16 protein-coding genes are annotated in these 21,609 nt (G+C 75.3%); 7 read left to right on the top strand and 9 right to left on the bottom strand.

What is annotated here, in order from left to right:
• Positions 1–69: 69 nt before the first annotated feature.
• On the top strand, positions 70–1,752 hold the full coding sequence (locus ACGFX4_RS05725; protein WP_393070555.1) for a LuxR C-terminal-related transcriptional regulator: 1,683 nt from the start codon (positions 70–72) through the stop codon (positions 1,750–1,752).
• Positions 1,753–1,850: 98 nt separating this feature from the next.
• On the opposite strand, the gene sucD is transcribed toward ACGFX4_RS05725, so the two are convergent.
• From sucD to ACGFX4_RS05700, 5 genes are all read right to left on the bottom strand, one after another.
• Positions 1,851–2,741, bottom strand: a complete 891-nt coding sequence (gene sucD / locus ACGFX4_RS05720; protein WP_393070553.1) for a succinate--CoA ligase subunit alpha — start codon at positions 2,739–2,741, stop codon at positions 1,851–1,853.
• A gap of 17 nt (positions 2,742–2,758) precedes the next feature.
• Complete coding sequence (gene sucC, locus ACGFX4_RS05715; RefSeq protein WP_393070551.1) at positions 2,759–3,934, bottom strand: ADP-forming succinate--CoA ligase subunit beta; 1,176 nt, start codon at positions 3,932–3,934, stop codon at positions 2,759–2,761.
• Between the two features lie 387 nt (positions 3,935–4,321).
• Positions 4,322–5,512 (bottom strand): VWA domain-containing protein, encoded by a 1,191-nt coding sequence (locus ACGFX4_RS05710; RefSeq protein WP_393070549.1) that lies wholly within the window; start codon positions 5,510–5,512, stop codon positions 4,322–4,324.
• A gap of 114 nt (positions 5,513–5,626) precedes the next feature.
• Positions 5,627–8,161: a DUF5682 family protein gene (locus ACGFX4_RS05705; protein WP_393070547.1), complete on the bottom strand. Its 2,535-nt coding sequence runs from the start codon at positions 8,159–8,161 to the stop codon at positions 5,627–5,629.
• Positions 8,158–9,270, bottom strand: a complete 1,113-nt coding sequence (locus ACGFX4_RS05700; RefSeq protein ID WP_345697507.1) for an AAA family ATPase — start codon at positions 9,268–9,270, stop codon at positions 8,158–8,160. Before ACGFX4_RS05700 ends, ACGFX4_RS05705 begins: the two co-directional genes overlap by 4 nt.
• 259 nt (positions 9,271–9,529) lie before the next feature.
• Between ACGFX4_RS05700 and ACGFX4_RS05695 the strand changes: the two genes are divergently transcribed.
• From ACGFX4_RS05695 to ACGFX4_RS05685, 3 genes are read left to right on the top strand one after another with little or no spacing between them, the layout of a single operon-like run.
• Positions 9,530–10,846, top strand: a complete 1,317-nt coding sequence (locus tag ACGFX4_RS05695) for an SWIM zinc finger domain-containing protein (RefSeq protein WP_393070544.1) — start codon at positions 9,530–9,532, stop codon at positions 10,844–10,846.
• Complete coding sequence (locus ACGFX4_RS05690; protein ID WP_393070542.1) at positions 10,843–11,055, top strand: hypothetical protein; 213 nt, start codon at positions 10,843–10,845, stop codon at positions 11,053–11,055. Before ACGFX4_RS05695 ends, ACGFX4_RS05690 begins: the two co-directional genes overlap by 4 nt.
• Positions 11,052–12,812, top strand: a complete 1,761-nt coding sequence (locus ACGFX4_RS05685; RefSeq protein WP_393070540.1) for a DUF5691 domain-containing protein — start codon at positions 11,052–11,054, stop codon at positions 12,810–12,812. Before ACGFX4_RS05690 ends, ACGFX4_RS05685 begins: the two co-directional genes overlap by 4 nt.
• 104 nt (positions 12,813–12,916) lie before the next feature.
• On the opposite strand, the gene ACGFX4_RS05680 is transcribed toward ACGFX4_RS05685, so the two are convergent.
• The gene (locus ACGFX4_RS05680; protein WP_393070538.1) at positions 12,917–13,336 is read right to left on the bottom strand and encodes a cobalamin B12-binding domain-containing protein; all 420 of its coding nucleotides are present in this window, start codon (positions 13,334–13,336) and stop codon (positions 12,917–12,919) included.
• A gap of 145 nt (positions 13,337–13,481) precedes the next feature.
• Here ACGFX4_RS05680 and ACGFX4_RS05675 point away from each other — a divergent pair, with 145 nt between their 5' ends.
• The gene (locus tag ACGFX4_RS05675) at positions 13,482–14,270 is read left to right on the top strand and encodes an esterase/lipase family protein (protein WP_393070536.1); all 789 of its coding nucleotides are present in this window, start codon (positions 13,482–13,484) and stop codon (positions 14,268–14,270) included.
• Between the two features lie 87 nt (positions 14,271–14,357).
• Positions 14,358–15,167, top strand: a complete 810-nt coding sequence (locus ACGFX4_RS05670; protein WP_393070534.1) for a M23 family metallopeptidase — start codon at positions 14,358–14,360, stop codon at positions 15,165–15,167.
• A gap of 141 nt (positions 15,168–15,308) precedes the next feature.
• Here the strand turns inward: ACGFX4_RS05670 and pcrA are convergent, their stop codons facing one another.
• Positions 15,309–17,978, bottom strand: a complete 2,670-nt coding sequence (gene pcrA / locus ACGFX4_RS05665; protein WP_393070532.1) for a DNA helicase PcrA — start codon at positions 17,976–17,978, stop codon at positions 15,309–15,311.
• Between the two features lie 256 nt (positions 17,979–18,234).
• Here pcrA and ACGFX4_RS05660 point away from each other — a divergent pair, with 256 nt between their 5' ends.
• A complete protein-coding gene (locus ACGFX4_RS05660) occupies positions 18,235–19,323 on the top strand; it encodes an NlpC/P60 family protein (RefSeq protein WP_393070530.1) in 1,089 nt (362 codons plus the stop codon).
• Between the two features lie 70 nt (positions 19,324–19,393).
• Here ACGFX4_RS05660 and ACGFX4_RS05655 read toward each other — a convergent pair whose 3' ends face one another.
• Positions 19,394–20,089: a LuxR C-terminal-related transcriptional regulator gene (locus ACGFX4_RS05655; RefSeq protein WP_393070528.1), complete on the bottom strand. Its 696-nt coding sequence runs from the start codon at positions 20,087–20,089 to the stop codon at positions 19,394–19,396.
• Positions 20,082–21,521, bottom strand: coding sequence for a PspC domain-containing protein (locus ACGFX4_RS05650; protein WP_393070526.1), 1,440 nt, complete (start codon positions 21,519–21,521; stop codon positions 20,082–20,084). Before ACGFX4_RS05650 ends, ACGFX4_RS05655 begins: the two co-directional genes overlap by 8 nt.
• Positions 21,522–21,609 lie beyond the last annotated feature (88 nt).

Below are 21,609 nucleotides of genomic sequence, written 5' to 3'. Positions count from 1 at the left end.
CCGTGTCCCTGATTATCAGTCTATGTGCGTAATTCCGGGACGCCCGTCCGGTGGGGAGGTCCACGCTCGGTGACCACCCCCTCGCCTCCGACCTCGCCCGAGACCGCCGAGCCCCCGCAGCCCGGAGGTCCGTCCGCGCGCGCCCGGGCCGACGCCGCCAAGGCGCTGCGCCTGCTGACGCCACGTGAGGCCGAGGTCCTCGCCCGGCTCGCCGCCGGGGACGACCTGCGCGCCGCCGCCGACCACCTCGGCCTGGCGCCCGCCACCGCGCGCGCCTACGTCCACCGCGCGATGCGCAAGCTCGGCGTCAGCAGCCGGGACGAGGCCCTCGCCCTCACCGGCCTGCTCGCCGGCCCCACACCGGCACCCGCTCCGGCCTCCGCGCCCACCCCGCCGCCGACACCGACCGCGGCCCCAACCCCGCCGCCCGCTGGGGCTGCGCCCCTCGCGCCGAGCCCGACCACCACGACGCCGACTACGCCTCCGACCCCTGCGACCGCGCCGGGCCCGACACCGTCACCCGCTGCGGCTGCGCCCCTCGCGCCGAGCCCGACCACCCCGTCCCCGGCTGCGACTCCGGCCCCGGCCCCGGCCCCGGCCCCGGGTACGGTCCCCGAGTCCGAACCGGCCCCGGCCGCGACTCCAGAGGCCGAGGAAGCCCCCCAACCCTCGCCGGCCCCCGCGCCCGCGCCGGCCCCCGCGGAGCCGGACCCCGCAGCCCCGCCGGCCGTCGCGGCCGAGGCCGCACCAGCGGGCTTCGCCGAGCTGTGCGCGGTCGCCCACACCCGCCTGGTGCAGCAGACGTACCTGCTGACCGGCCACCGCCGCCGCGCCACGCACTGCGTGAACCTCGCGCTCGGCGACGCGTGCCGCAGCTGGGCCGCGGTGTCGGCGCTGCCCGACCCGGAGGGCTGGGTCCGGGCGCGGGCGTTCGAGTCCGCGCTGTCGCCGTGGCGCCGGGGCAGCCCGCGCCGCTCGCACCTGCTGCGGCTGCCGCACCGCCGGATCAAGGTCGGCCCGGCGACGGAACCGGAGGCACCGAACCGGCTGACCCCGCGCGACCGGGCGCTGCTGAAGGCCTTGCACCGGTTGTCCCGCCCGCAGCGGCAGGCTCTGGTCCTCCACGACACGCTGGGCCTGCCGGTGTCGGCGGTCGCGGCGTCGGTGGAGTCGAGCACGGCGGCCGCCGAGGGACGGGTGCTGACGGCCCGGGCGGCGCTGGCCAGGTCGGTGCCGGAGCTGGTCGGCGGGGATCCGGCGGAGGACGGGTTCGGCGAGCGGCTCGGCGGTCTGCTGTACCGGGCGGCGGTGCACGGCTGCCCGTCGCCGCGGCTGCATGCTCCGGCGATGCTGGCGTCCGGCAGCCGGCTGCGGTCGACGGTGACCACGGGCTCGGCGGCGCTGCTGTCGGTGGCGATGGGGACGGCGGTGGTGACGACGCTGCTGGGCAGCGGCCCGTCCGATCTGTTCCGGCCGGCGGAGCCCGCGCCGCCCGCGGTGTGCACCACGGCGTCGCTGGGCAGCGCCGGACCGGCCGCGCAGCCGGACGGCTCGCCCGGTCTGCGCAGCGCGTGGTGCAGCCCGGCGCCGGGTCTGCCCGCCCGGCTCGTCGCGCCGCCCGCCCTGGCCGCGGCCGCGCAGCCGTCCGGGGCCCAGCCGTCCGGGGCCCAGCCGTCGGCCGGGCAGGCACCCGTCGCTCAGGATCCGACGCAGTCGGTGCAGTCGGTGCAGTCGCCGCCGGCCACCCGCTGAAACGTTTCTCCACAGCGCACGAACGCCGAGGGCGCCGCGGACGGAAGAACCGTCCGCGGCGCCCTCGGCGTGTACCGCGTGGGGCGTTGCCCCGAGTGTTACTTCGCGGCGTTGAACAGCTCGCGGGCCAGGCGGGCGGTCTCGGACGGCGTCTTGCCGACCTTGACGCCGGCGGCCTCGAGGGCCTCCTTCTTCGCCTGGGCGGTGCCGGAGGAGCCGGAGACGATGGCGCCGGCGTGGCCCATGGTCTTGCCCTCGGGCGCGGTGAAGCCCGCGACGTAGCCGACGACCGGCTTGGTGACGTGCTCGGCGATGTAGGCCGCGGCACGCTCCTCGGCGTCGCCGCCGATCTCGCCGATCATGACGATGATCTTGGTCTCCGGGTCCGCCTCGAACGCCGCGAGGGCGTCGATGTGGGTGGTACCGATGACCGGGTCGCCACCGATGCCGACGGCGGAGGAGAAGCCGAGGTCACGCAGCTCGTACATGAGCTGGTAGGTCAGCGTGCCGGACTTCGAGACCAGGCCGATCGGGCCGGTGGAGGTGATGTCCGCCGGGATGATGCCCGCGTTGGACTGTCCGGGGGAGATCAGGCCGGGGCAGTTCGGGCCGATGATCCGGGTCTTGTTGCCCTTGGAACCGGCGTACGCCCAGAAGGCGGCCGAGTCGTGGACCGGCACACCCTCGGTGATGACGACGGCGAGGCCGATCTCGGCGTCGATCGCCTCGACGACGGCGTCCTTGGTGAACTTCGGCGGCACGAAGATGACGGTGACGTCGGCACCGGTCTCCTTCATGGCCTCGGCCACGGAGCCGAAGACGGGCACGTCGGTGCCATCGACGTCAACGGTGGTGCCGGCCTTGCGCGGGTTCACACCGCCGACGATCTGGGTGCCGGAGGCGAGCATGCGGCGGGTGTGCTTCATGCCCTCGGAGCCGGTCATGCCCTGGACGATGACCTTGCTGTCCTTGGTAAGGAAGATAGCCATGGTGTTAGTCCCCTTCCTTACTTGGCGTTCGCCAGCTCGGCGGCGCGGTCGGCCGCACCGTCCATGGTGTCCACCTGCTGAACCAGCGGGTGGTTGGCGTCGGTCAGGATCTGACGACCCAGCTCGGCGTTGTTGCCGTCCAGACGGACGACGAGCGGCTTGGTGACGGCCTCGCCCTTCTCCTCGAGGAGAGCGAGCGCCTGCACGATGCCGTTGGCGACCGCGTCGCACGCGGTGATGCCGCCGAAGACGTTGACGAAGACCGACTTGACGTCGGTGTCGCCCAGGATGATCTCCAGGCCGTTCGCCATCACCTCGGCGGAGGCGCCGCCACCGATGTCGAGGAAGTTGGCGGGCTTGACGCCACCGTGGTTCTCACCGGCGTAGGCGACGACGTCCAGGGTGCTCATGACGAGACCCGCGCCGTTGCCGATGATGCCGACCTCGCCCTCGAGCTTGACGTAGTTCAGGCCCTTGGCCTTCGCCGCCGCCTCGAGCGGGTTGGCGGCGGCCTTGTCCTCGAGCGCCTCGTGCTCGGGCTGACGGAACTCGGCGTTCTCGTCCAGGGAGACCTTGCCGTCAAGCGCGATGATCTTGCCGTCGCCGGACTTGATCAGCGGGTTGACCTCGACGAGGAGCGCGTCCTCGGCGATGAAGACCTTCCACAGCTGCACCAGGACATCGGCGACCTGGTCGGCGACGTCGGCCGGGAACTTCGCCGCGGCGACGATCTCGGCGGCCTTGGCCGGGGTGCAGCCCTCGTTGGCGTCGACCGGGATCTTGGCCAGCGCGTCCGGGTTCTCCTCGGCCACGACCTCGATCTCCACGCCGCCCTCGACGCTGGCCATGGCCAGGAAGGTGCGGTTGGTGCGGTCCAGCAGGAACGAGACGTAGTACTCGTCCTTGATGTCCGCGGTCTGGGCCAGCATCACCTTGTGCACGGTGTGGCCCTTGATGTCCATGCCGAGGATCGCCTCGGCCTTGGCGACGGCGTCCGCCGGGTCGGCGGCGAGCTTCACGCCACCGGCCTTGCCTCGGCCACCCACCTTCACCTGAGCCTTGACGACGGCGCGGCCGCCGAAGCGCTCCGCGATGGCGGCAGCGTCTGCGGCGGTCTCGATGACATCACCGTCAAGCACGGGTACACCGTGCTTGGCGAAGAGGTCCCTCGCCTGGTACTCGAACAGGTCCACGTGTTTGTCCTTGTTCGTGGTCGCGGAATGTGTCTCTACGAGCGTGCCACGGCAGGATCTTCGCTGCGGGTCGTCGGGGCTGAGCGGGTACGCAGATGTACAGCCTTGCGGCCCACGCAGCTACCGGGCGCATCGTCAATCAACACGCGCGTCACGTCCGTCTGGCAGGTTATCCCCGTACGACGGGCGTGTTTCGCCCGGGACCGGGTCCGCTTTGGTGAGAACCGTCACAGCGGGTGGCTCCGGCCTTGTCCTTCCGCGGGCCTCACCTTCCGCACCGCCGCACGGTGAGGTCCGACGGGGCCGGTCGGCGACCGCCCGGCAGCCGCCCGGGGACCGGCCGGAAAGCACCCGCCCGGATCACTCGGCCGGGTGAACCGGATCGGGTCAGCGCTGCTCCGGCACCGGCAGCGGCCGCTTCTCGATCGCGGCGGCCATGATGTCCGGGAACACGTCCGGCGTGCAGGCGAAGGCCGGCGCGCCGAGCGCGGCCAGCGCGGCCGCGTGGCTGTGGTCGTACGCGGGGGCACCCTCGTCGGAGAGCGCGAGCAGCGCGATGAACTGGACGCCCGACGCCTTCATCGCCGCCACCCGCTTGAGCATCTCGTTGCGGATACCGCCTTCGTAGAGGTCGCTGATCAGCACCACGACGGTCTCCGACGGCCGGGTGATCTTCGACTGGCAGTACGCCAGGGCCCGGTTGATGTCGGTACCGCCGCCGAGCCTGGTCGCGAACAGCACGTCGACCGGGTCGTCCAGCTGCTCCGTCAGGTCGACCACCGAGGTGTCGAAGACCACCAGTCGGGTGTCCAGGCTGTGCATCGAGGCCAGCACCGCGCCGAACACCGCCGAGTGCACCACCGAGGCCGCCATCGAACCGGACTGGTCGATGCAGAGGATGACGTCCTTCTTCACCGCCCGCTGGGCGCGGGCGTAGCCGACCAGCCGCTCGGGGACGACCGTGCCGCGCCCGTCCGGCCCGGCGTCGGGCAGGTAGTTCTTCAGGTTGGCCCGGATGGTGCGGCCCCAGTCGATGTCCCGGTGGCGCGGCCGGTTGACCCGGGCACTGCGGTCCAGGGCGCCGCCCAGGGTGGAGCGGGTCCGGTCGGCCAGCCGGCGCTCCAGCTCCGCCACCACCTTGCCGACCACCGCGCGGGCGCTCTCCCGAGTGGTCTCGGGCAGCGCGTGCTTGAGCGAGAGCAGGGTGCCGACCAGGTGCACGTCCGGCTCGACCGCCTCCAGCATCTCCGGCTCCAGCAGCAGCCGGTCGAGCCCGAGGCGGGTGATCGCGTCCTGCTGCATCAGCTGCACCACGGAGGTCGGGAAGTACTCGCGGATGTCGCCCAGCCAGCGGGCCACCTGCGGGGCCGAACCGCCCAGGCCCGCCGAGCGGGCCGACCGGGACCGGGCCTCACCACCGGACTCGCCGCCCCGGTACAGCGCCGCCAGCGCGCCGTCCATCGCCGCGTCCCGGCCGGAGAGCCGGCAGCCGGTGCCGTCGGCCTCCCCGCCGAGCACGAGCCGCCAGCGGCGCAGCCGCTCGACGGCGGGGTCGGCGGGTGCCTGAACGGTGGTCATCTGACACTCCTTCGAGCTGGGTGGTGGGGCGGGGCATTGTCCGCGGCGGCGGAGGCGCTTCGGGGCGGCGGGCGATGCGGTCGGGCAGCGGTGCGGTCGGGCAGCGGTGGCCGGTCAGGAGGCCCGGCGGTCGGTCTGGCGGGGGATGCGCGGCCCGCCGGGCCGGTGGCACGGGGCCGCGGCGGGCAGCCCGAGCAGCAGGGCGAGGGTGGGCAGGGCGGCGTCGGCGCGGCCAGGGTCGAGATCGGCCGCGACCGCGGCGACCGGGACGGGCCGGTCGGTGAGCGGCCCGGTGGCGACCCGCTCGCCGACGGTGCGGCGGACACCCGCCTCCAGGGCGGAGAAGGTGCGGCGCAGCACCGGCAGCAGATCGGTGAAGGAGTCGGCGGGGACCGCGCACAGCCAGTCGTCGAGCAGGCCGAGCAGGGCGGTGTCGTGGAGCAGCAGGGCGCCCTGGCCGGCCAGGAAGCCCTCGATCCAGCCGGCGGCGTCGGCGGGCGCGCCCGCCGTGGAGAGGACCAGCCCCATCCGGCGACCCGCCTCGGCGGTGTCGAGCCGGGCGTCGTCCAGCAGCAGTCGGACGGCGCGGCCGCGCAGCAGCCCCGGCACCCCGGTCGCCGGGCCGCCGGCCGGCTCCCGCTCGGCCAGCGAGCGCAGGGCGGCGGCCCACCGCTCGTCGATCCCGGCCCCGGCGGCGGGGACACCCGGAGTGCCCGCGTGCTCGGCAACGGCAACGGGCTCGGACTGGCCGCCGGGCTCTCCGCCGTCCGTCGCCGGTGCGGCGGAGCCGGTGGCGCGGCCGGGGCCGGCGAGCAGGGCGACGGCGGCGTGGACGGCGTCCAGGTGGGCGCGCATGGCGGTCGCGCCGTCGGTGTCCAGGCCGGTGCAGGCGGGCGGCAGGCCGACGCAGATGCGCTCGGCCAGGCCGTGGGCGACCTCGCCGAGGGCGTGGCCGTCGGTGGCCCGGACGTCGCCGTAGCGCAGCGAGCGGACCAGGGCGGGCAGGGCGGCCGCCAGGTGGGCGACGTCGGTGTCGAGCGCGGCGCGGTCGGCGAGCAGCCGCATCACGGCAGGCAGGGCGTCGGGCAGCCCGGCCAGCAGGCAGCGCTCGGCCAGCGCGGTCAGCTCGGCGAGCTCGGCGGCGCGGACCGCCTCCTCGACGGCCTTGCCGGTCGCCGCGGACTCCACGGTGGTGCCCCACTGGGCGGCCTCGACCACCCGGACGGCGAACTCGGGCTCCCAGCGCAGGCGCCAGGTCTCCCGGAAGGTGCCGGTGGAGTTGACGGTCGATCGGCTGGGGGTGCCCCAGTCGATGCCGAGCAGGCGCAGCCGGTGCAGCAGCCGGGAACGCTCGCCGTCGAGCTCCTTGCGCAGGTCGAGGACGAGCTCGCGCTCGCCCGCCTCCGGCTTGAGCCGCAGGCTGCGCTGGACCCGGGCGAGGTCGCGCTGGAGCGGCACGGCGGGCGCGTCGGCCGGGACCTCGCCGAGCGCGTCGCCGACCACCAGCCGGTCGTGGACCAGGGCGAGCGCGACGTCCGACCCGTCGCACATGACGGCGCGCACGGCGTCCAGCGTCTCGGTGAGGCCGGGCAGCGGGCGGCCGCGCATGGCGGCCAGGGTGTCGGCGAGCCGGACGGCCTCGATGACGTGGGCGGAGGAGACCGGGTGGTCCTCGGCGCGGAGCAGTTCGGCGACCCGGGTCATCCAGTGGGCGATGGTGTCCCGCCCGGTGGCCGGGCCGGTGCCGGCGGTGCCGCGGGTGTCGTCCTGGCCGGTGGTGAAGAGGTGGTGGTACCAGCCGGGCGAGTCGATCCCGGCGCCGTACCCGGTGTGCTGGGAGAGCCTGCGGTGCGTCCACGGCACCCAGGTGACCTCGGTCTTCGGCTTCTTCGGGAGACCGGCGAGCAGCGCGCGGTCGTGGGCGACGCTGGGCATGGACTGCAGGGCGGGGACGTGCCAGGCGCCGCAGACCACGGCGATCCGCTGGTGCCCGGCGCGGCGGGCGGCCCGGATCTGCTGGCGCATCCACGCCTCGCGCAGCTCGTCCCTCCGCCCGGCGGTGCCCTCCTCGCGCAGGGCGGCCATCGCCTCGGCGACCGCGGCGAACGGGGCGAGCGCGTCGGCGCCGGGCGAGCGGTGCTCGATCACGTCCTCCCACCAGCGCTCGGGGTCGTCGTGGCCGGCGGCGCGGGCCAGCTCGCCGATCGGGTCGCCGATCGTCGGGCCGTCGTCCTCCTGCGGGCCCGTCCCGTCGGAAGTGCCCCCCGGCACTCCCGACGGGGCGCCCGGCCCGCTCTGCGCTTCCTCGGCCCGCCGGGCGGCGAGCGCGAAGGTCAGCGCGGCGGGGAGATCGATGAAGCCGACCGCGGACCCGGCGTCGGCGGCGTACCGCAGGGCCACCCACTCCGGGGAGAAGACGGCGAACGGCCAGAACGCGGCCCGGCCCGGGTCGTCCACCACGTGGGCGAGCAGGGCCACCGGGGGCACCAGCTCCTTGTCGCCGGCCATCGCGGCGAGCGCGTCCGCCTCGGGCGGACCCTCGATCAGCACGGCGTCCGGCCGGAGCTGCTCCAGGGCGGCGGCCACCGCCCGGGCCGAGCCGGGACCGTGGTGGCGGATGCCCAGCAGCGTCACCTGGGGGGTCGTCATGCGCGCACCTCCCGGGCGGCCCGGTAGAAGTCCTTCCAGCCGTCGCGCTCGCGGACCACGCCCTCCAGGTACTCGCGCCAGACCTGCCGGTCGGCGACCGGGTCGCGGACCACGGCGCCGCGGATGCCGTCGGCGACGTCGCCCGCGCGCAGCACGCCGTCGCCGAAGTGGGTGGCGAGGGCGAGGCCGTTGGTGACCACCGAGATCGCCTCGGCGGTGGAGAGGGTGCCGCTGGGCGTCTTCACCTTGGTGCGGCCGTCGGCGGTCAGGCCGGCCCGCAGCTCGCGGAAGACGGTGACGACCCGTCGGATCTCCTCCGCGCCCCCGGGCAGCTCCGGCAGGTCGAGCGAGCGGCCGAGCTGGCCGACCCGGCGGGTGACGATCTCGACCTCCTCCTCCAGGGTGGCCGGCAGCGGCAGCACGACGGTGTTGAACCGGCGGCGCAGTGCGGAGGAGAGCTCGTTGACGCCGCGGTCGCGGTCGTTGGCGGTGGCGATCAGGTTGAAGCCGCGGACGGCCTGGATCTCGGTGCCGAGCTCGGGGACCGGCAGGGTCTTCTCGGAGAGGATGGTGATCAGGCTGTCCTGCACGTCGGCGGGGATGCGGGTGAGCTCTTCCACCCGGGCGATCCGGCCGTCGGCCATCGCCCGCATCAGCGGGGACGGGACCAGGGCGTCGCGGCTGGGGCCGTGGGCGAGCAGCTGCGCGTAGTTCCACCCGTAGCGGACGGCCTCCTCGGGGGTGCCCGCGGTGCCCTGGACGAGCAGCGTGGAGTCGCCGCTGATCGCGGCCGCGAGGTGCTCGGAGACCCAGGTCTTGGCGGTGCCGGGGACGCCGAGCAGCAGCAGCGCGCGGTCGGTGGCCAGGGTGGTGACCGCGACCTCCACCACGCGGCGGGGGCCGATGTACTTCGGCGTGATCACGGTGCCGTCGGGCAGCTCGCCGCCGAGCAGGTAGGTGGCCACCGCCCACGGCGAGAGCCGCCAGCGCTCCGGGCGCGGCCGGTCGTCGTGCGCCGCGAGCGCGGCCAGCTCGGCGGCGAAGGCGTCCTCCGCGTGCTGCCGGAGCACCGCCCCGGTGGTCGTCGGCTCGCTGGTCGTCGTGGTCATCAACTGCTCCTTCGGACGGGCGGCTCGGGATGCACCGGTGGCGGGGCGCGAGCAGCTCAGGGGATCGGCGGGACCATCGGCGCAGAGGCCGTGCAGGGGCCCGGACCAGGCGTTTCGTACGCCCGTTCGCGGCCTGTGGGAACAACCATGCACCCCGCCACTGACAGAACCGGGCCCGGATTCTGATCGTTCATCAGTTCGAGTGACGGTCGGGCCCGATCCCCCGGATTTGTCAGTGGCGGCTCCTAGCGTCGTGGCCATGGAGGAACGCTGGAGCACCGAACACGTCCTGTCCCTCGCCCCCGACCCGGCCTCCCGGAAGGCCGCCGGCAAGCTGTCCGCCCCCGCGCCCTGGTCCGAGACCGGCTGGGGCGAGGGCGTCCTGTGGGGCCAGTGCAAGGGCAGCGGCAGCACGCCGTACCGGACGGCCGTCGAGCTCGGCACGCCCGCGTACACGTGCAGCTGCCCCAGCCGGAAGTTCCCGTGCAAGCACGCCCTCGGGCTGCTCCTGCTGTGGAGCGGCAGCCCGGAGGCGGTCCAGGAGGGTTCCGAGCCGCCCGAGTGGGTCGCCGAGTGGACCGGCGGGCGCCGCCGGGCCGCCGAGCAGAAGGCCGCCCGGCAGCAGACCAGGGCCACCGAGGCCGACCCGGCCGCCGCCGGCCGCCGGGCCGAGCGGCGGGCCGCCCGGGTCGCCGCGGGCGCCCAGGAGCTGCGGCTGCGCCTGGCCGACGACATCCGGCGCGGCCTCGCCGAGCCCACCCCGCCCGGCGTCTGGGAGGAGGTCGCGGCCCGCATGGTCGACGCCCAGGCCCCCGGCCTGGCCGGCCGGGTCCGCGAGCTGGCCGACGCACCGCAGGAGAGCCTGCTGGAGGAGTACGCGATGCTGCACCTGCTGGCCGGCGCCTACGGCCGGATCGACACCCTGCCAGCCCCGCTGGCGGCCACCGTCCGCACCCGCGTCGGCTTCACCGCCGACTCCGCCGAGCTGCTGGCCGGCCCCACCGTCCGCGACCGCTGGCACGTCCTCGGCAGCCGCGACACGGCCGACGAGCGGCTCACCACCCGGCGGCTGTGGCTGCGCGGCGCCAAGACCGGCCGCAACGCCCTGCTGCTCGCTTTCGGCCGGCCCGGTCAGGCCCCCGACCTCGCCCTGCCCACCGGGCAGACGGTCGAGGCCGAGCTCGCCTTCCACCCCGGCGCCCGGCAGCTGCGCGCCGTCCTCGGCACCCGGTACGGCACGCCCGAGGCCGGTCCGGCCGAGCCGCCGGTCGGGCTGTCCCCCGCCGAGGCGATGGTCGAGTACGGCTCCGCCGTCGCCGACGACCCCTGGCTGGACGCCTGGCCCACCGTCCTCACCGGCGTGGTCCCGGTCCTCGGGCCGGACGGCTGGCAGCTGACGGACGGCCACCGGGCCCTGCGCATCCGCCCCGGCTCGGTGCCCGAGTCGGCCCTGTGGCGGCTGGCCGCCGTCTCGGCCGGCCACCCGGTCACCCTCTTCGGCGAGTGCGGCCACGCCGGCTTCGCCCCCGTCACCGCCTGGACGCAGTCCGCCCGACCGATCGGAGTGAGCCAGTGACGACCCACCTCATGCCCACCGCCACCGGCTGGAGCCGCAGGTGGCGCACCGTCCGCCACCGCGAGGCGTCGGCCGTCGCCGGCCGTCCGGCCCCCGGCCCGGGCACCGCGCCCGCCACCCGCCGGCCGACGTCCGCCTCCCCCCGCCGCCCGGCGCCCGGGGCCCGCCGTCCGGTCGGGGCCCGCCCGTCGATCGGAGCCCGCCCGTGACCACCGCCGCCACCGCCACGCCGGCCGCCGCGCCCGTCGGCGACGACTGGGCCGAGCTGCGCACCACCGCCCTGCTCGGCACCGACCGGCGGCCGCTGCCCGCACCGGTCGGCAGCACCGCGCTGCTGGCCGCCGCCGACGCCATCGACCGCACCGACCAGGCCACCGCACTGCTCGACCTGGCCTCGCTCGCCGCCGTCCGCCGCCGGGCCGGCGCGCTCGCCGACCCGGCACCCGAGCTGCCGGAGCCCGCACCCGCCGACCCGCGCCCGGAGGTCCCCGAGGCCGCCGCCCGCCGGCTCTCCGTCCTGGTCAGCGGCCGGTCCGCCGCCACCACCGCCAATCTGGCCGAGCTGCTGCCGCAGTGGCTCACCGTCGCCCGCGAGCACGGGTACCGGCTGCCGCCCGCACTCGTCCCGGCGCTGCTCGACGCCGCCCGCGCCCGCAGCGAGCTGCGGCCCGACGCGGTCGCCCTGGCCGGCCCGCTCGGCCGCTGGCTCGCCGCGCGGAACACCGAGTGGCGCTTCGTCGCCCGCACCGTCGCCGAGACCGCCGAAACGGCCGAGACCTCCGAGACGGCGGAAGCCCCGGAAGCCACACCCGCGCCCGCCACTCCGACCGCCACCGGCAACCCCACCGGCACGCCCGACGCGCCCGACAGGTCCGGCACGGCCGACGCGGGCGGCACTGGCGGCACTGGCGGCACTGGCGGCCGGAGCGGCGCCGAGAGCGGTGACCAGCTCTGGCAGGAGGGCCTGTTCGCCGAGCGGGTCACCCACCTGACCAGGCTGCGCCGTCGGGATCCGGCCGCCGGTCTGGCCCTGCTCCGCTCCACCTGGTCCACCGAGCGCGCCGAGGACAGGGTGCTCTTCCTGGACGCCCTGCAGGACGGCCTCTCCCTCGCCGACGAGCCCTTCGTCGAGGCGGCCCTGGCGGACCGTTCGAAGAACGTCCGGGCCACCGCCGCCGAGCTGCTCTCCACCCTGCCCGGCTCCGCCCTCGCCGCCCGGATGGCCGAGCGCGCCCGGGCCGCCGTCCACCTGGAGCCCGCCCCCGGGCGGATCCTCGTCACCCCGCCCGCCGAGTGCGACGCCGCGATGCAGCACGACGGAATACCCGTCAAGTCGCCGACCGGCCGGGGCGAGCGGGCGTGGTGGTTCGGCGAGATCGTGGCCGCCGCCCCGCTCTCGCTGTGGACCGCGGACACCGGCCTGACGCCCGACGAGCTGCTGCGGCTGCCCGCCGCCGACGGCGACGCGGACTGGACGGACGACCTGCGCGAGGCCTGGGCCCGCGCGGCGGTCCGCCAGCAGGACGCGGCCTGGGCCCGGGCACTGCTCGGGCCCGCGCCGAAGCCCGGCCGGGCCGACCGCACCCCGGGCGCGCCCGCCCGGCTGCTGGCCGTCCTGCCCCCGGCCGAGCGCGCCACCTGGACGGCCGCGTTCGTCCGGACCCACGGGCTCGGCGATGCCTTCCAGCTGCTCGGCGCCTGCGCGACGCCGTGGACGCCACCGCTCAGCACCGCCGTGGTGGCCGCGCTGGAGCGGGCCGCCACCACCGGGGCGTACCCGTGGAGCCACAGCGGGGTCCTCGGCATGACCGAGCGGGCGCTCGCCCCGGAGACCGCGCCGGCGGTGGAAGCGCTGGCCGCCGACGCCTCGCCGGACACCGCCTGGGCGGACACCTTCGGCCGGCTGGCCGGCACCCTGCGCTTCCGCGCCGCGATGCTCGACGAGCTCACCGGGCAGCCGCACTGAGCACTGAGCACCAAGTACCAAGTACTGAGCACCGGACGCAGGACGAGGCGCGAAGGGGGTCGGGCATCCGCCCCGGCCCCCCGCCGCCGCCGCGCGGGCGGGTCTCAGCCCGCCGGGCGCAGGTTCGCCTCGACCCAGCTCACCACGGCCCGGGTGGAGGTGCCGGGCGTGAAGACCTCGGCGACGCCGAGGGCCTTCAGCTCGGCGATGTCCTCGTCCGGGACGATCCCGCCGCAGAACACCGTGATGTCCTCGGCGTCCCCCTCGCGGAGCAGCTCGACGACCTCGGCGCAGAGCGTCATGTGCGTACCGGAGAGGACGGAGAGCCCGATGCCGTCCGCGTCCTCCTGGATCGCCGTGCCGACGATCTGCTCCGGCGTCTGGTGCAGGCCGGTGCAGACGACCTCCATGCCGGCGTCGCGCAGCGCGCGGGCGATGACCTTCGCCCCGCGGTCGTGGCCGTGGTCGTGGCCGTCCGGCCCCGGCTTGGCGACCACGACACGGATCGGCCCCGACACACCCATCGCTGCCTCCTGACCGCTGCCGTCCACGACTCCCGTACCGACGGGTTCCCTCCGGGCCGGGCGGCGGGCGGCGCCCGCCGGGCCGGTTCGCCGTTTCCGGCTGCCGAGGCGCGGGGAAAATCAAAGCCCCACCCCGGGAGAGCCGATGACCATCCCGTTCGGCCGGACCACCGCCGCGCTCCGGGGCGCGGGCGGCGAAGCGGCCGCGCTCGCCCAGCACCTGCTCCGCTACCCCACCGGCGTGGGCGGCAACCGTACGGTCGCCGCCGTGTGCCCGGCCCGGCCGGTCACCGCCCCGCCGCACCACGGCCCGGTCCTGCTGCTGCACGGCCTGGTGGACAACCGCGCGGTCTTCGGCCCGCTGCTGCGCCACCTGCACCGGCACGGCTGGACGCACCTGCACGCCCTCAACCACTCGCCGCTGACCGCCGACGTCCGGGCCGCCGCCGTCCTGCTCGCCCGGCACGTCGAGTGGGCGGCCCGCGCGCACGACGGCCGCCCGGTCACCCTGATCGGGCACAGCCTGGGCGGCCTGATCGCCCGGTACTACGTCCAACGCCTCGGCGGGGCGGGCCTCGCCCCGCACGTGGTCACCCTCGCGACCCCGCACGAGGGCACGGCCGTCGCACGGCTGCCCGCGCTGCTGCCGATCACCCGCCAGCTGCGCCCGGGCAGCGATCTGCTGGTCGAGCTGCGGCGGCCGGCGCCGGGCTGCACCGCCCGGTTCACCGCGCTCGCCGCCGAGTTGGACGAGGTGGTGGTGCCCCGTCGCAGCGCCTGGATCCGCCACCCGGACCTGCCGTCCGACAATCTGATGGTCCCGGGCGTCGGCCATCTCGCCCTGCCCGCACACCCGCTGACGCTCGCCCTGGTCCGGCACGCGCTCTCCGGGCCGGAGCTGACGCCGGAGCTGACGGAGCGCCACGCCTGCTGAGATGCACACTTTGTCCGCTCTGACCGCAAAGGACTACAGTCTCGGCTGATTTCTCCTGATTCGGCAGCACCTCCCCGAGGCGGCACCATGGCACCGACCACCCGCACCGGAAACCGCAGCGAACTCCGGGCCGAGCGACGCGCCCGCGCCCGCAGCGCGACCCGGACGGCCGTCCTGACCGTGGCGCTGCCCTCGGCGGCGACCCTCGGCGTGTTCGCCGCGGCCGCCGTGGTGGTGCACCAGCGGACCGCCGACCACCCCACCCCCTCCCCCGGCCGGGGCGAGAACGGCGCCACCGGTGCCCGTGCCGGCACCGGACTCGCCGGTCCCGAACTCGGCGGGGCCGGACGGCACCAGGCCGAGCAGCGGGCCGAACAGCAGGAGGCCGTCCGCCGGCAGCTCGCCCGCCGGGAGGCCCAGCGTGCCGACCGCGAGCGGGCCGACCGCGCCGCCCTGGCCCAGCGCGAGGCGCAGGCCGCGGCCGAGGCCGAGGCCGTCCGGCCGCGCTACGCGCTGCCGGTCGAGCAGCACGGGCTCAGCGCCGGCTTCGGACAGACCGGCGCGCACTGGACCGCCCGGCACACCGGCATCGACTTCCCGGTGGCCACCGGCACGCCGGTCCGGGCGGTCACCGACGGCACCGTCTCCACCCGGTGGAGCAGCGCGTACGGCTACCTGGCGACGGTCACCGCGCCGGACGGCACCCAGACCTGGTACGGCCACCTGCGGTCGTACCGGGTGCGCAAGGGCCCCGTCCGGGCGGGCGACGTGATCGCCTACTCGGGGTCCACCGGCAACAGCACCGGGCCGCACCTCCACTTCGAGGTCCGGCCGGAGGGCGAGAACCCGGTCGACCCCGTCCCGTGGCTGCTCGGCCACGGCCTGGACCCCCGCTGACCGACCGCTGACCGACCGCTGACCGACCACGGCAGACCACTGACCACCACGGCCGACCACCAACCACCGACCACCGCCGACCACCGACCGACCGCGCGCCGAGCGAGCGCCCGACCGGCTACCGGGCCGGCCGGTGCTCCGCTACAGCTTCTCCACCGGCGCGTAGCGCAGCAGGAGCTGCTTGCGCCCGGCGGAGCCGAAGTCGACGGTGGCCTGGGCCTTGTCGCCGACGCCCTGGGTGGCGACGACCGTGCCGAGGCCGAAGGTGTCGTGGGTGACCCGGTCGCCGACGGCGAGCGCGACGACGTCCCGGTCGGCGACGGTGCGCGCGGACTTGCCCCAGCCGGCCTTCGGCGCGGCGTGCGCGCCGCCGCCCGACATCCGCCCGCCGCCCCGCGAACCGCCAGAACCGCCCGAGCCGCCGGAACCGCCCGAGGACCCGCCGTACGAGCCGTACGACCCGCCGGTGAGCCGGGAGGGCGGCGCCGACGCGGCGCCGGTGCGCTTCCACTGCACCAGCGAGTCCGGGATCTCCTCCAGGAACCGCGAGGCGGGGTTGTACGAGGGCTGCCCCCAGGCGCTGCGCAGCACCGACCGGGTCAGGTAGAGCCGCTGCCGGGCGCGGGTGAGCCCGACGTAGGCGAGCCGGCGCTCCTCCTCCAGCTCCTTGACCTGGTTGAGGGCGCGCATGTGCGGGAAGATCCCGTCCTCCATGCCGGTCAGGAAGACCACCGGGAACTCCAGGCCCTTGGCGGTGTGCAGGGTCATCATCGTGATGACCCCGGACCCGTCCTCGTCGTCCTCCGGGATCTGGTCGGAGTCGGCGACCAGGGCGACCCGCTCCAGGAAGTCGGCGAGCGAGCCGACCGGCGGGCCGTCGTCGCCCTCGCCCTCGGGGCGCTCGCCGGGGTCCTTCTCGTACTCGAGGGCGACCGAGGCGAGCTCCTGGAGGTTCTCCACCCGGGTCTCGTCCTGCGGGTCGGTGGAGGCCTGGAGTTCGGCCAGGTAGCCGGTCTCCTCCAGCACCGCCTCCAGCACGGCGGCCGGCCCGGCGCCGGACTCGACGACCTGCCGGAGCCCGGCCAGCAGTTCGTTGAACTTCCGCACCGCGTTGGCGGAGCGTGCGGCCATCCCGTACGCCTCGTCGACCCGGACCAGCGCCTGCGCGAAGCTGATCCGCTCGCGCGCCGCGAGGGCGTCGATCATCGCCTCGGCGCGCTCGCCGATGCCACGCTTGGGCACGTTGAGGATGCGGCGCAGCGGCACGGTGTCCTCGGGGTTGGACAGCACCCGCAGGTAGGCGAGGACGTCCTTGACCTCCTTGCGCTCGTAGAAGCGCACGCCGCCGACCACCTTGTACGGCAGGCCGACCCGGATGAACACCTCTTCGAAGACGCGGGACTGCGCGTTGGTCCGGTAGAAGATCGCCACGTCGCCGGGGCGGGCGTCCTTGGCGTCGGTCAGCCGGTCGATCTCGTCGGCGATGAACTGCGCCTCGCCGTGCTCGTCGTCGGCGACGTACCCGACCACCTGCTCGCCCTGGTCGCCCGCCGTCCAGAGGTTCTTCTTGCGCCGGTTGGTGTTGCGCTCGATGACGGCGTTGGCGGCGCTCAGGATGGTCTGGGTGGAGCGGTAGTTCTGCTCCAGCAGGATCGTGGTCGCGTTCGGGTAGTCCTCCTCGAACTGGAGGATGTTGCGGATGGTCGCGCCGCGGAAGGCGTAGATCGACTGGTCGGCGTCGCCGACCACGCAGAGCTCGGCGGGGGGGATCTGGGCGAGCCGGGCGTCCGCCGGGTTCACGAAGTCGCCGTCGACGGTGAGCTTCGGCGTGTGCGCGGCGGTGCCGCCGCTGAGCTCGCGGACCAGCGTGTACTGGGCGTGGTTGGTGTCCTGGTACTCGTCGACCAGGATGTGCCGGAAGCGGCGCCGGTAGTGCTCGGCGACGTCCGGGAACGCCTGCAGCAGGTTCACCGTGGTCATGATGATGTCGTCGAAGTCGAGGGCGTTGGCCTCGCGCAGCCGCCGCTGGTAGAGGAAGTACGCCTCGGCGAGCTTCTTCTCCATCGGGTTGGCGGCCTGGTCGGCGTACGTCTCCTCGTCGATCAGCTCGTTCTTCAGGTTGCTGATCTTCGCGGTGAAGGACTTCGGCGGGAACTGCTTGGGATCGAGGTCGAGGTCGCGGCAGACCAGGGCCATCAGCCGCTGCGAGTCGGCCGCGTCGTAGATCGAGAAGCTGGACGTGAAGCCGAGCAGCTTGGACTCGCGGCGCAGGATCCGCACGCACGCGCTGTGGAAGGTGGACACCCACATCGCCCGGGCCCGCGGCCCGACCAGGGCCTCCACCCGCTCGCGCATCTCGCCGGCGGCCTTGTTGGTGAAGGTGATCGCCAGGATCTCGCCGGGCTGCACGCCGCGCGCGGCCAGCAGGTGGGCGATCCGGTGGGTCAGCACCCGGGTCTTGCCCGAGCCGGCGCCCGCCACGATGAGCACCGGCGAGCCGTGGTGCAGCACCGCCTCGCGCTGCGGGTCGTTCATGCCCTCCAGCAGCTGCGCCGGGTCGATCACCGGCCGGGCGGCGCCGTTGCGGTAGAAGGCGTCGCGCTCGTCCTGCGCGGCGAAGTCCGTCTGGAACAGATCCCCGGGGATCTCCTCCTCGAACGGCACGGCGTCGTAGGGCACGGCGTCGTAGGGCGGAGCCTCCTCGTACGGGGGCTCCTCGTCGTAGGGCACGGGCTCGGCGGCGGGACGGCTAGACCCGACGGCGGGGTCCTCGAAACCGGGGAGCGGGAGGTCGTCAAAGAGGCTACTCATGGCACTCCGAGTCTATGGCCCGCCGCCGACAGCCCGGAGGCCCTTCATCTCCGGTCGCCCCGGCCACCCGAACCGGTCGCCGCCCGCGCCCTCCCCGCCACCGCCGCGGACAGGAACGGACAGTTCCGCAGGATTGCGATCACGCCCGTGACGTACGGCCTGTCGCGCGCCGCGGACGGCTAGCGTCGCCCTCCCATCGCCGGACCGCCCACCCCGGAACCACCCGCGCGGGCCGGCTCGAAAGGAGAGCGCCGCCATGGCGTCGCACAAAAAACCGATCGGCAACCGCCACCGCAAGCCCGCCCCGGTCCGTCGCACCCGTGTCCTCGCCCTCACCACCGCCGCCGGGGCCGCCGCGGTCACCGGCACGCTGGCGCCGGCCGCCCACGCCGAGCCGGTCGCGGGTCCGGACCAGATCGCCGCCCGGATCGACGAGGCGTACCAGCAGGCCGAGCAGGCCACCCAGCAGTACGACGGCACCAAGGACGAGATCGACACCCTGCAGCGGCAGGTCACCCAGCTCCAGGACGAGCTGGCCCGGCGCACCTCCGAGGCGGAGGAGGCCAGGACGCGGCTCGGCGCCGTCGCCGCCGAGCAGTACCGCAGCGGCGGCTTCTCCGCCGCGATGCAGCTGGCCCTCTCCGACGACCCGCAGGAGTTCCTGGAGCGCTCCGCCCGGCTCGGGCAGGCCGGCCAGGCCGAGCAGGAGGCGCTGCGGCAGTTCGGCCGCCAGCAGGCCGCCGCCCGCGACCGGGCCGCCGAGGCCCGGGCCAGGCTGGCCGACCTCGCCGAGCGGCAGCAGCGCCTGGCCGGCCAGAAGGCCGAGGTGCAGCGGCGGCTTGCCGAGACCCAGACCCTGCTCGCCCGCCTCGACCCGGCCCAGCGCGCCGCTGTCGCCCGGGCCTCCCGCAGCGGCGCCCGCGCCCTGCTCGACACCGGTACCGGCATCGACGCGCTGACCGCCACCGCCCTCGACGCCCTGGTCCCGGTCACCGACGCGCGGGCGGCCCAGGCCATCGCGTTCGCCCGCGCCCAGCTCGGCAAGCCCTACGTGTGGGGCGCCACCGGCCCGGACTCGTACGACTGCTCCGGCCTGGTCCAGGCGGCCTGGCGGAGCGCCGGCGTCTCGCTCCCCCGCACCACCTGGTCCCAGATCGCGGCCGCGCCCCGGGTCACCCGCGACCAGCTGCAGCCGGGCGACCTGGTGTTCTTCTTCTCCGGGATCAGCCACGTCGGCCTCTACACCGGCAACGGCCGGATGATCCACGCCCCGCACCCGGGCGCCCCGGTCCGCTACGAGTCCATCGACGTGATGCCCTTCGCCGGGGCGGTGCGACCGGCCTGACGGCCCGTCCGCCGCACCACCCCGGTCGGCCCCCGGTCGGCCCCCGGTCGGACCCCGGGCCGGACCCCGGTCAGACCAGGCGGCGGGCAGCGGCCCAGCGGGTCAGCTCGTGACGGTTGCTCAGCTGGAGCTTGCGCAGCACGGCGGAGACGTGGCTCTCGACGGTCTTCACCGAGATGAAGAGCTGCTTGGCGATCTCCTTGTACGCGTAGCCGCGGGCGATCAGGCGCAGCACCTCGCGCTCGCGCTGGGTGAGGCGGTCGAGGTCCTCGTCGACCGGCGGGGTGTCGGTGGCGGCGAAGGCGTCGAGGACGAAGCCGGCCAGCCGCGGGGAGAAGACCGCGTCGCCGTCGGCGATCCGGAAGATCGCGTTGACCAGGTCGGTACCGGTGATGGTCTTGGTGACGTAGCCGCGGGCGCCGCCGCGGATGACGCCGATGACGTCCTCGGCGGCGTCGGAGACGGAGAGCGCGAGGAAGCGGACGCCGCCGGACTCGCCCATCAGCGGGGCGGAGCGGCGCAGTACCTCGACACCACCGCCGCCGGGCAGGTGGACGTCGAGCAGGACCACGTCGGGCCGGGTCTCGGCGACCACCTGGACCGCGGACTCGACGTCGTCGGCCTCGCCGACCACGTCGATGCCGGTGGTCTCGGTGCGGCCGATCTCGGCGCGCACGCCGGTCCGGAACATGCGGTGGTCGTCGACCAGGACCACGCGTGCGGTGCGTCCCGGTTCCACGGCGGTCTCAACGCCGGACTCAGTCATCTGCCCTCTCCATCTCCAGCTCGACCTCGGTGCCGCCGTCCGGCGCGGGCCGCACCTTGGCGGTGCCCCCGTTGCGCCTCATCCGGCCGATGATCGACTCGCGTACGCCCATCCGGTCCTCGGGCAGGTCGTCGGGGTCGAAGCCGGGGCCGTGGTCGCGAACGAACACCGACACCGTCCTCCCCTCGACCTCCGCGTAGACCTGGACCGGTCCCCCGCCACCGTACTTGGCCGCGTTGACCATCGCCTCCCTCGCGGCCTGCATCTGCGCGGAGATCTTCTCGTCCATCGGGCAGTCGCCGACGCAGACCAGTTCGACGGGGACGCCGTGCCGGTCCTCGACCTCGGCGACGACCTCGCGCAGGCGCTCGGCCATGGTGTCGGGCGCGGCCTCGGCGACCGCCTCGGGGCGGTAGAGCCACAGCCGCAGTTCGCGTTCCTGGGCGCGGGCGAGGCGCAGGACCTCCTTGGGGTCCTCGGCGCGGCGCTGGATCAGGGTGAGGGTGTGCAGGACGGAGTCGTGGACGTGCGCGGCGATCTCGGCGCGCTCCTGGGCGCGGATGCGGGCGGTGCGCTCGTCGCCGAGGTCCTGCCACAGGCGCAGCGCGTACGGGCCGACCAGGACGAGGCAGCCGGCCAGGACGGCGACGATCGACTCGATGACCAGGGCGAGCGGGGAGGCGTGGCCCTGGAGGATGAAGAAGACCACGATGCCGACCAGGACCAGCAGGACGCCGGCACCGATCCGCAGGTAGGCGCGGCTCTTGCGGCTGCCGTCCTCCAGGCCGAACCAGCGCTGCCAGCGCGAGTCGTCGGCCTGCCGCCAGACCAGGGCGACGCCGACGCCGACGGCGAGCAGCGGCCAGACGTACGGCTTGGCGGTCTGGATGCCGAGGGCGCTGAGCAGCGCCATCAGGCCGATCACCAGGGCGAGCAGGGCGAACAGTTGGCCGAGCCCGCCGCCGCGCTTGGTGTCGCCGGACCCGACGGCGCCGGGTTCTGCCGCCGGGTCGCGGTCGGTCTCGCCGTGGAAGGAGCGCTGGACCAGTTCGCGCAGCCGCCCGGCGCGGCCGAGCGCGCCCTTGCTGATCTCGCCGCCGCCCTCGCCGGCGCCGGCCCGGACGAAGCCGCCGCGGGTGTAGACCCAGCGGTCGGCGCTGCCGGGCGCGGGCTCGCCGATGCCGAGCGGCACCACGACCCAGAACGCCGCGTACAGCAGGGCGCCGATGCCCTCGGTGAAGAAGAGCAGGATGAAGGCGATCCGTACCCAGGCGACCGGCAGGCCGAGGTGGACCGCGAGGCCGTGGGCGACGCCGCCGAGGATCCGGCCGCGCGGGCTGCGGTAGAGCCGGCGGTACGGGAGCGGTTCGGCGGTCGCGGGGTCGCCCGCCGCGGTCTCGGGGGCGCTCGGCCTGGTGTCGGGTGCTGCCACGGGTCCGATGGTCGCAGGTGCGCGGGTGCGGGCGCATCAGGGTCCGGCCCTGATACGGGTATCAGGGAGAGTTCAGGGTCCGGCCGGG

Origin of the sequence: Kitasatospora sp. NPDC048365 (assembly GCF_043200835.1) — a bacterium.
GTDB classification, from domain to species: Bacteria; Actinomycetota; Actinomycetes; order Streptomycetales; family Streptomycetaceae; genus Kitasatospora; species Kitasatospora terrestris.
This window is presented reverse-complemented; position numbering and strand designations above follow the sequence as displayed.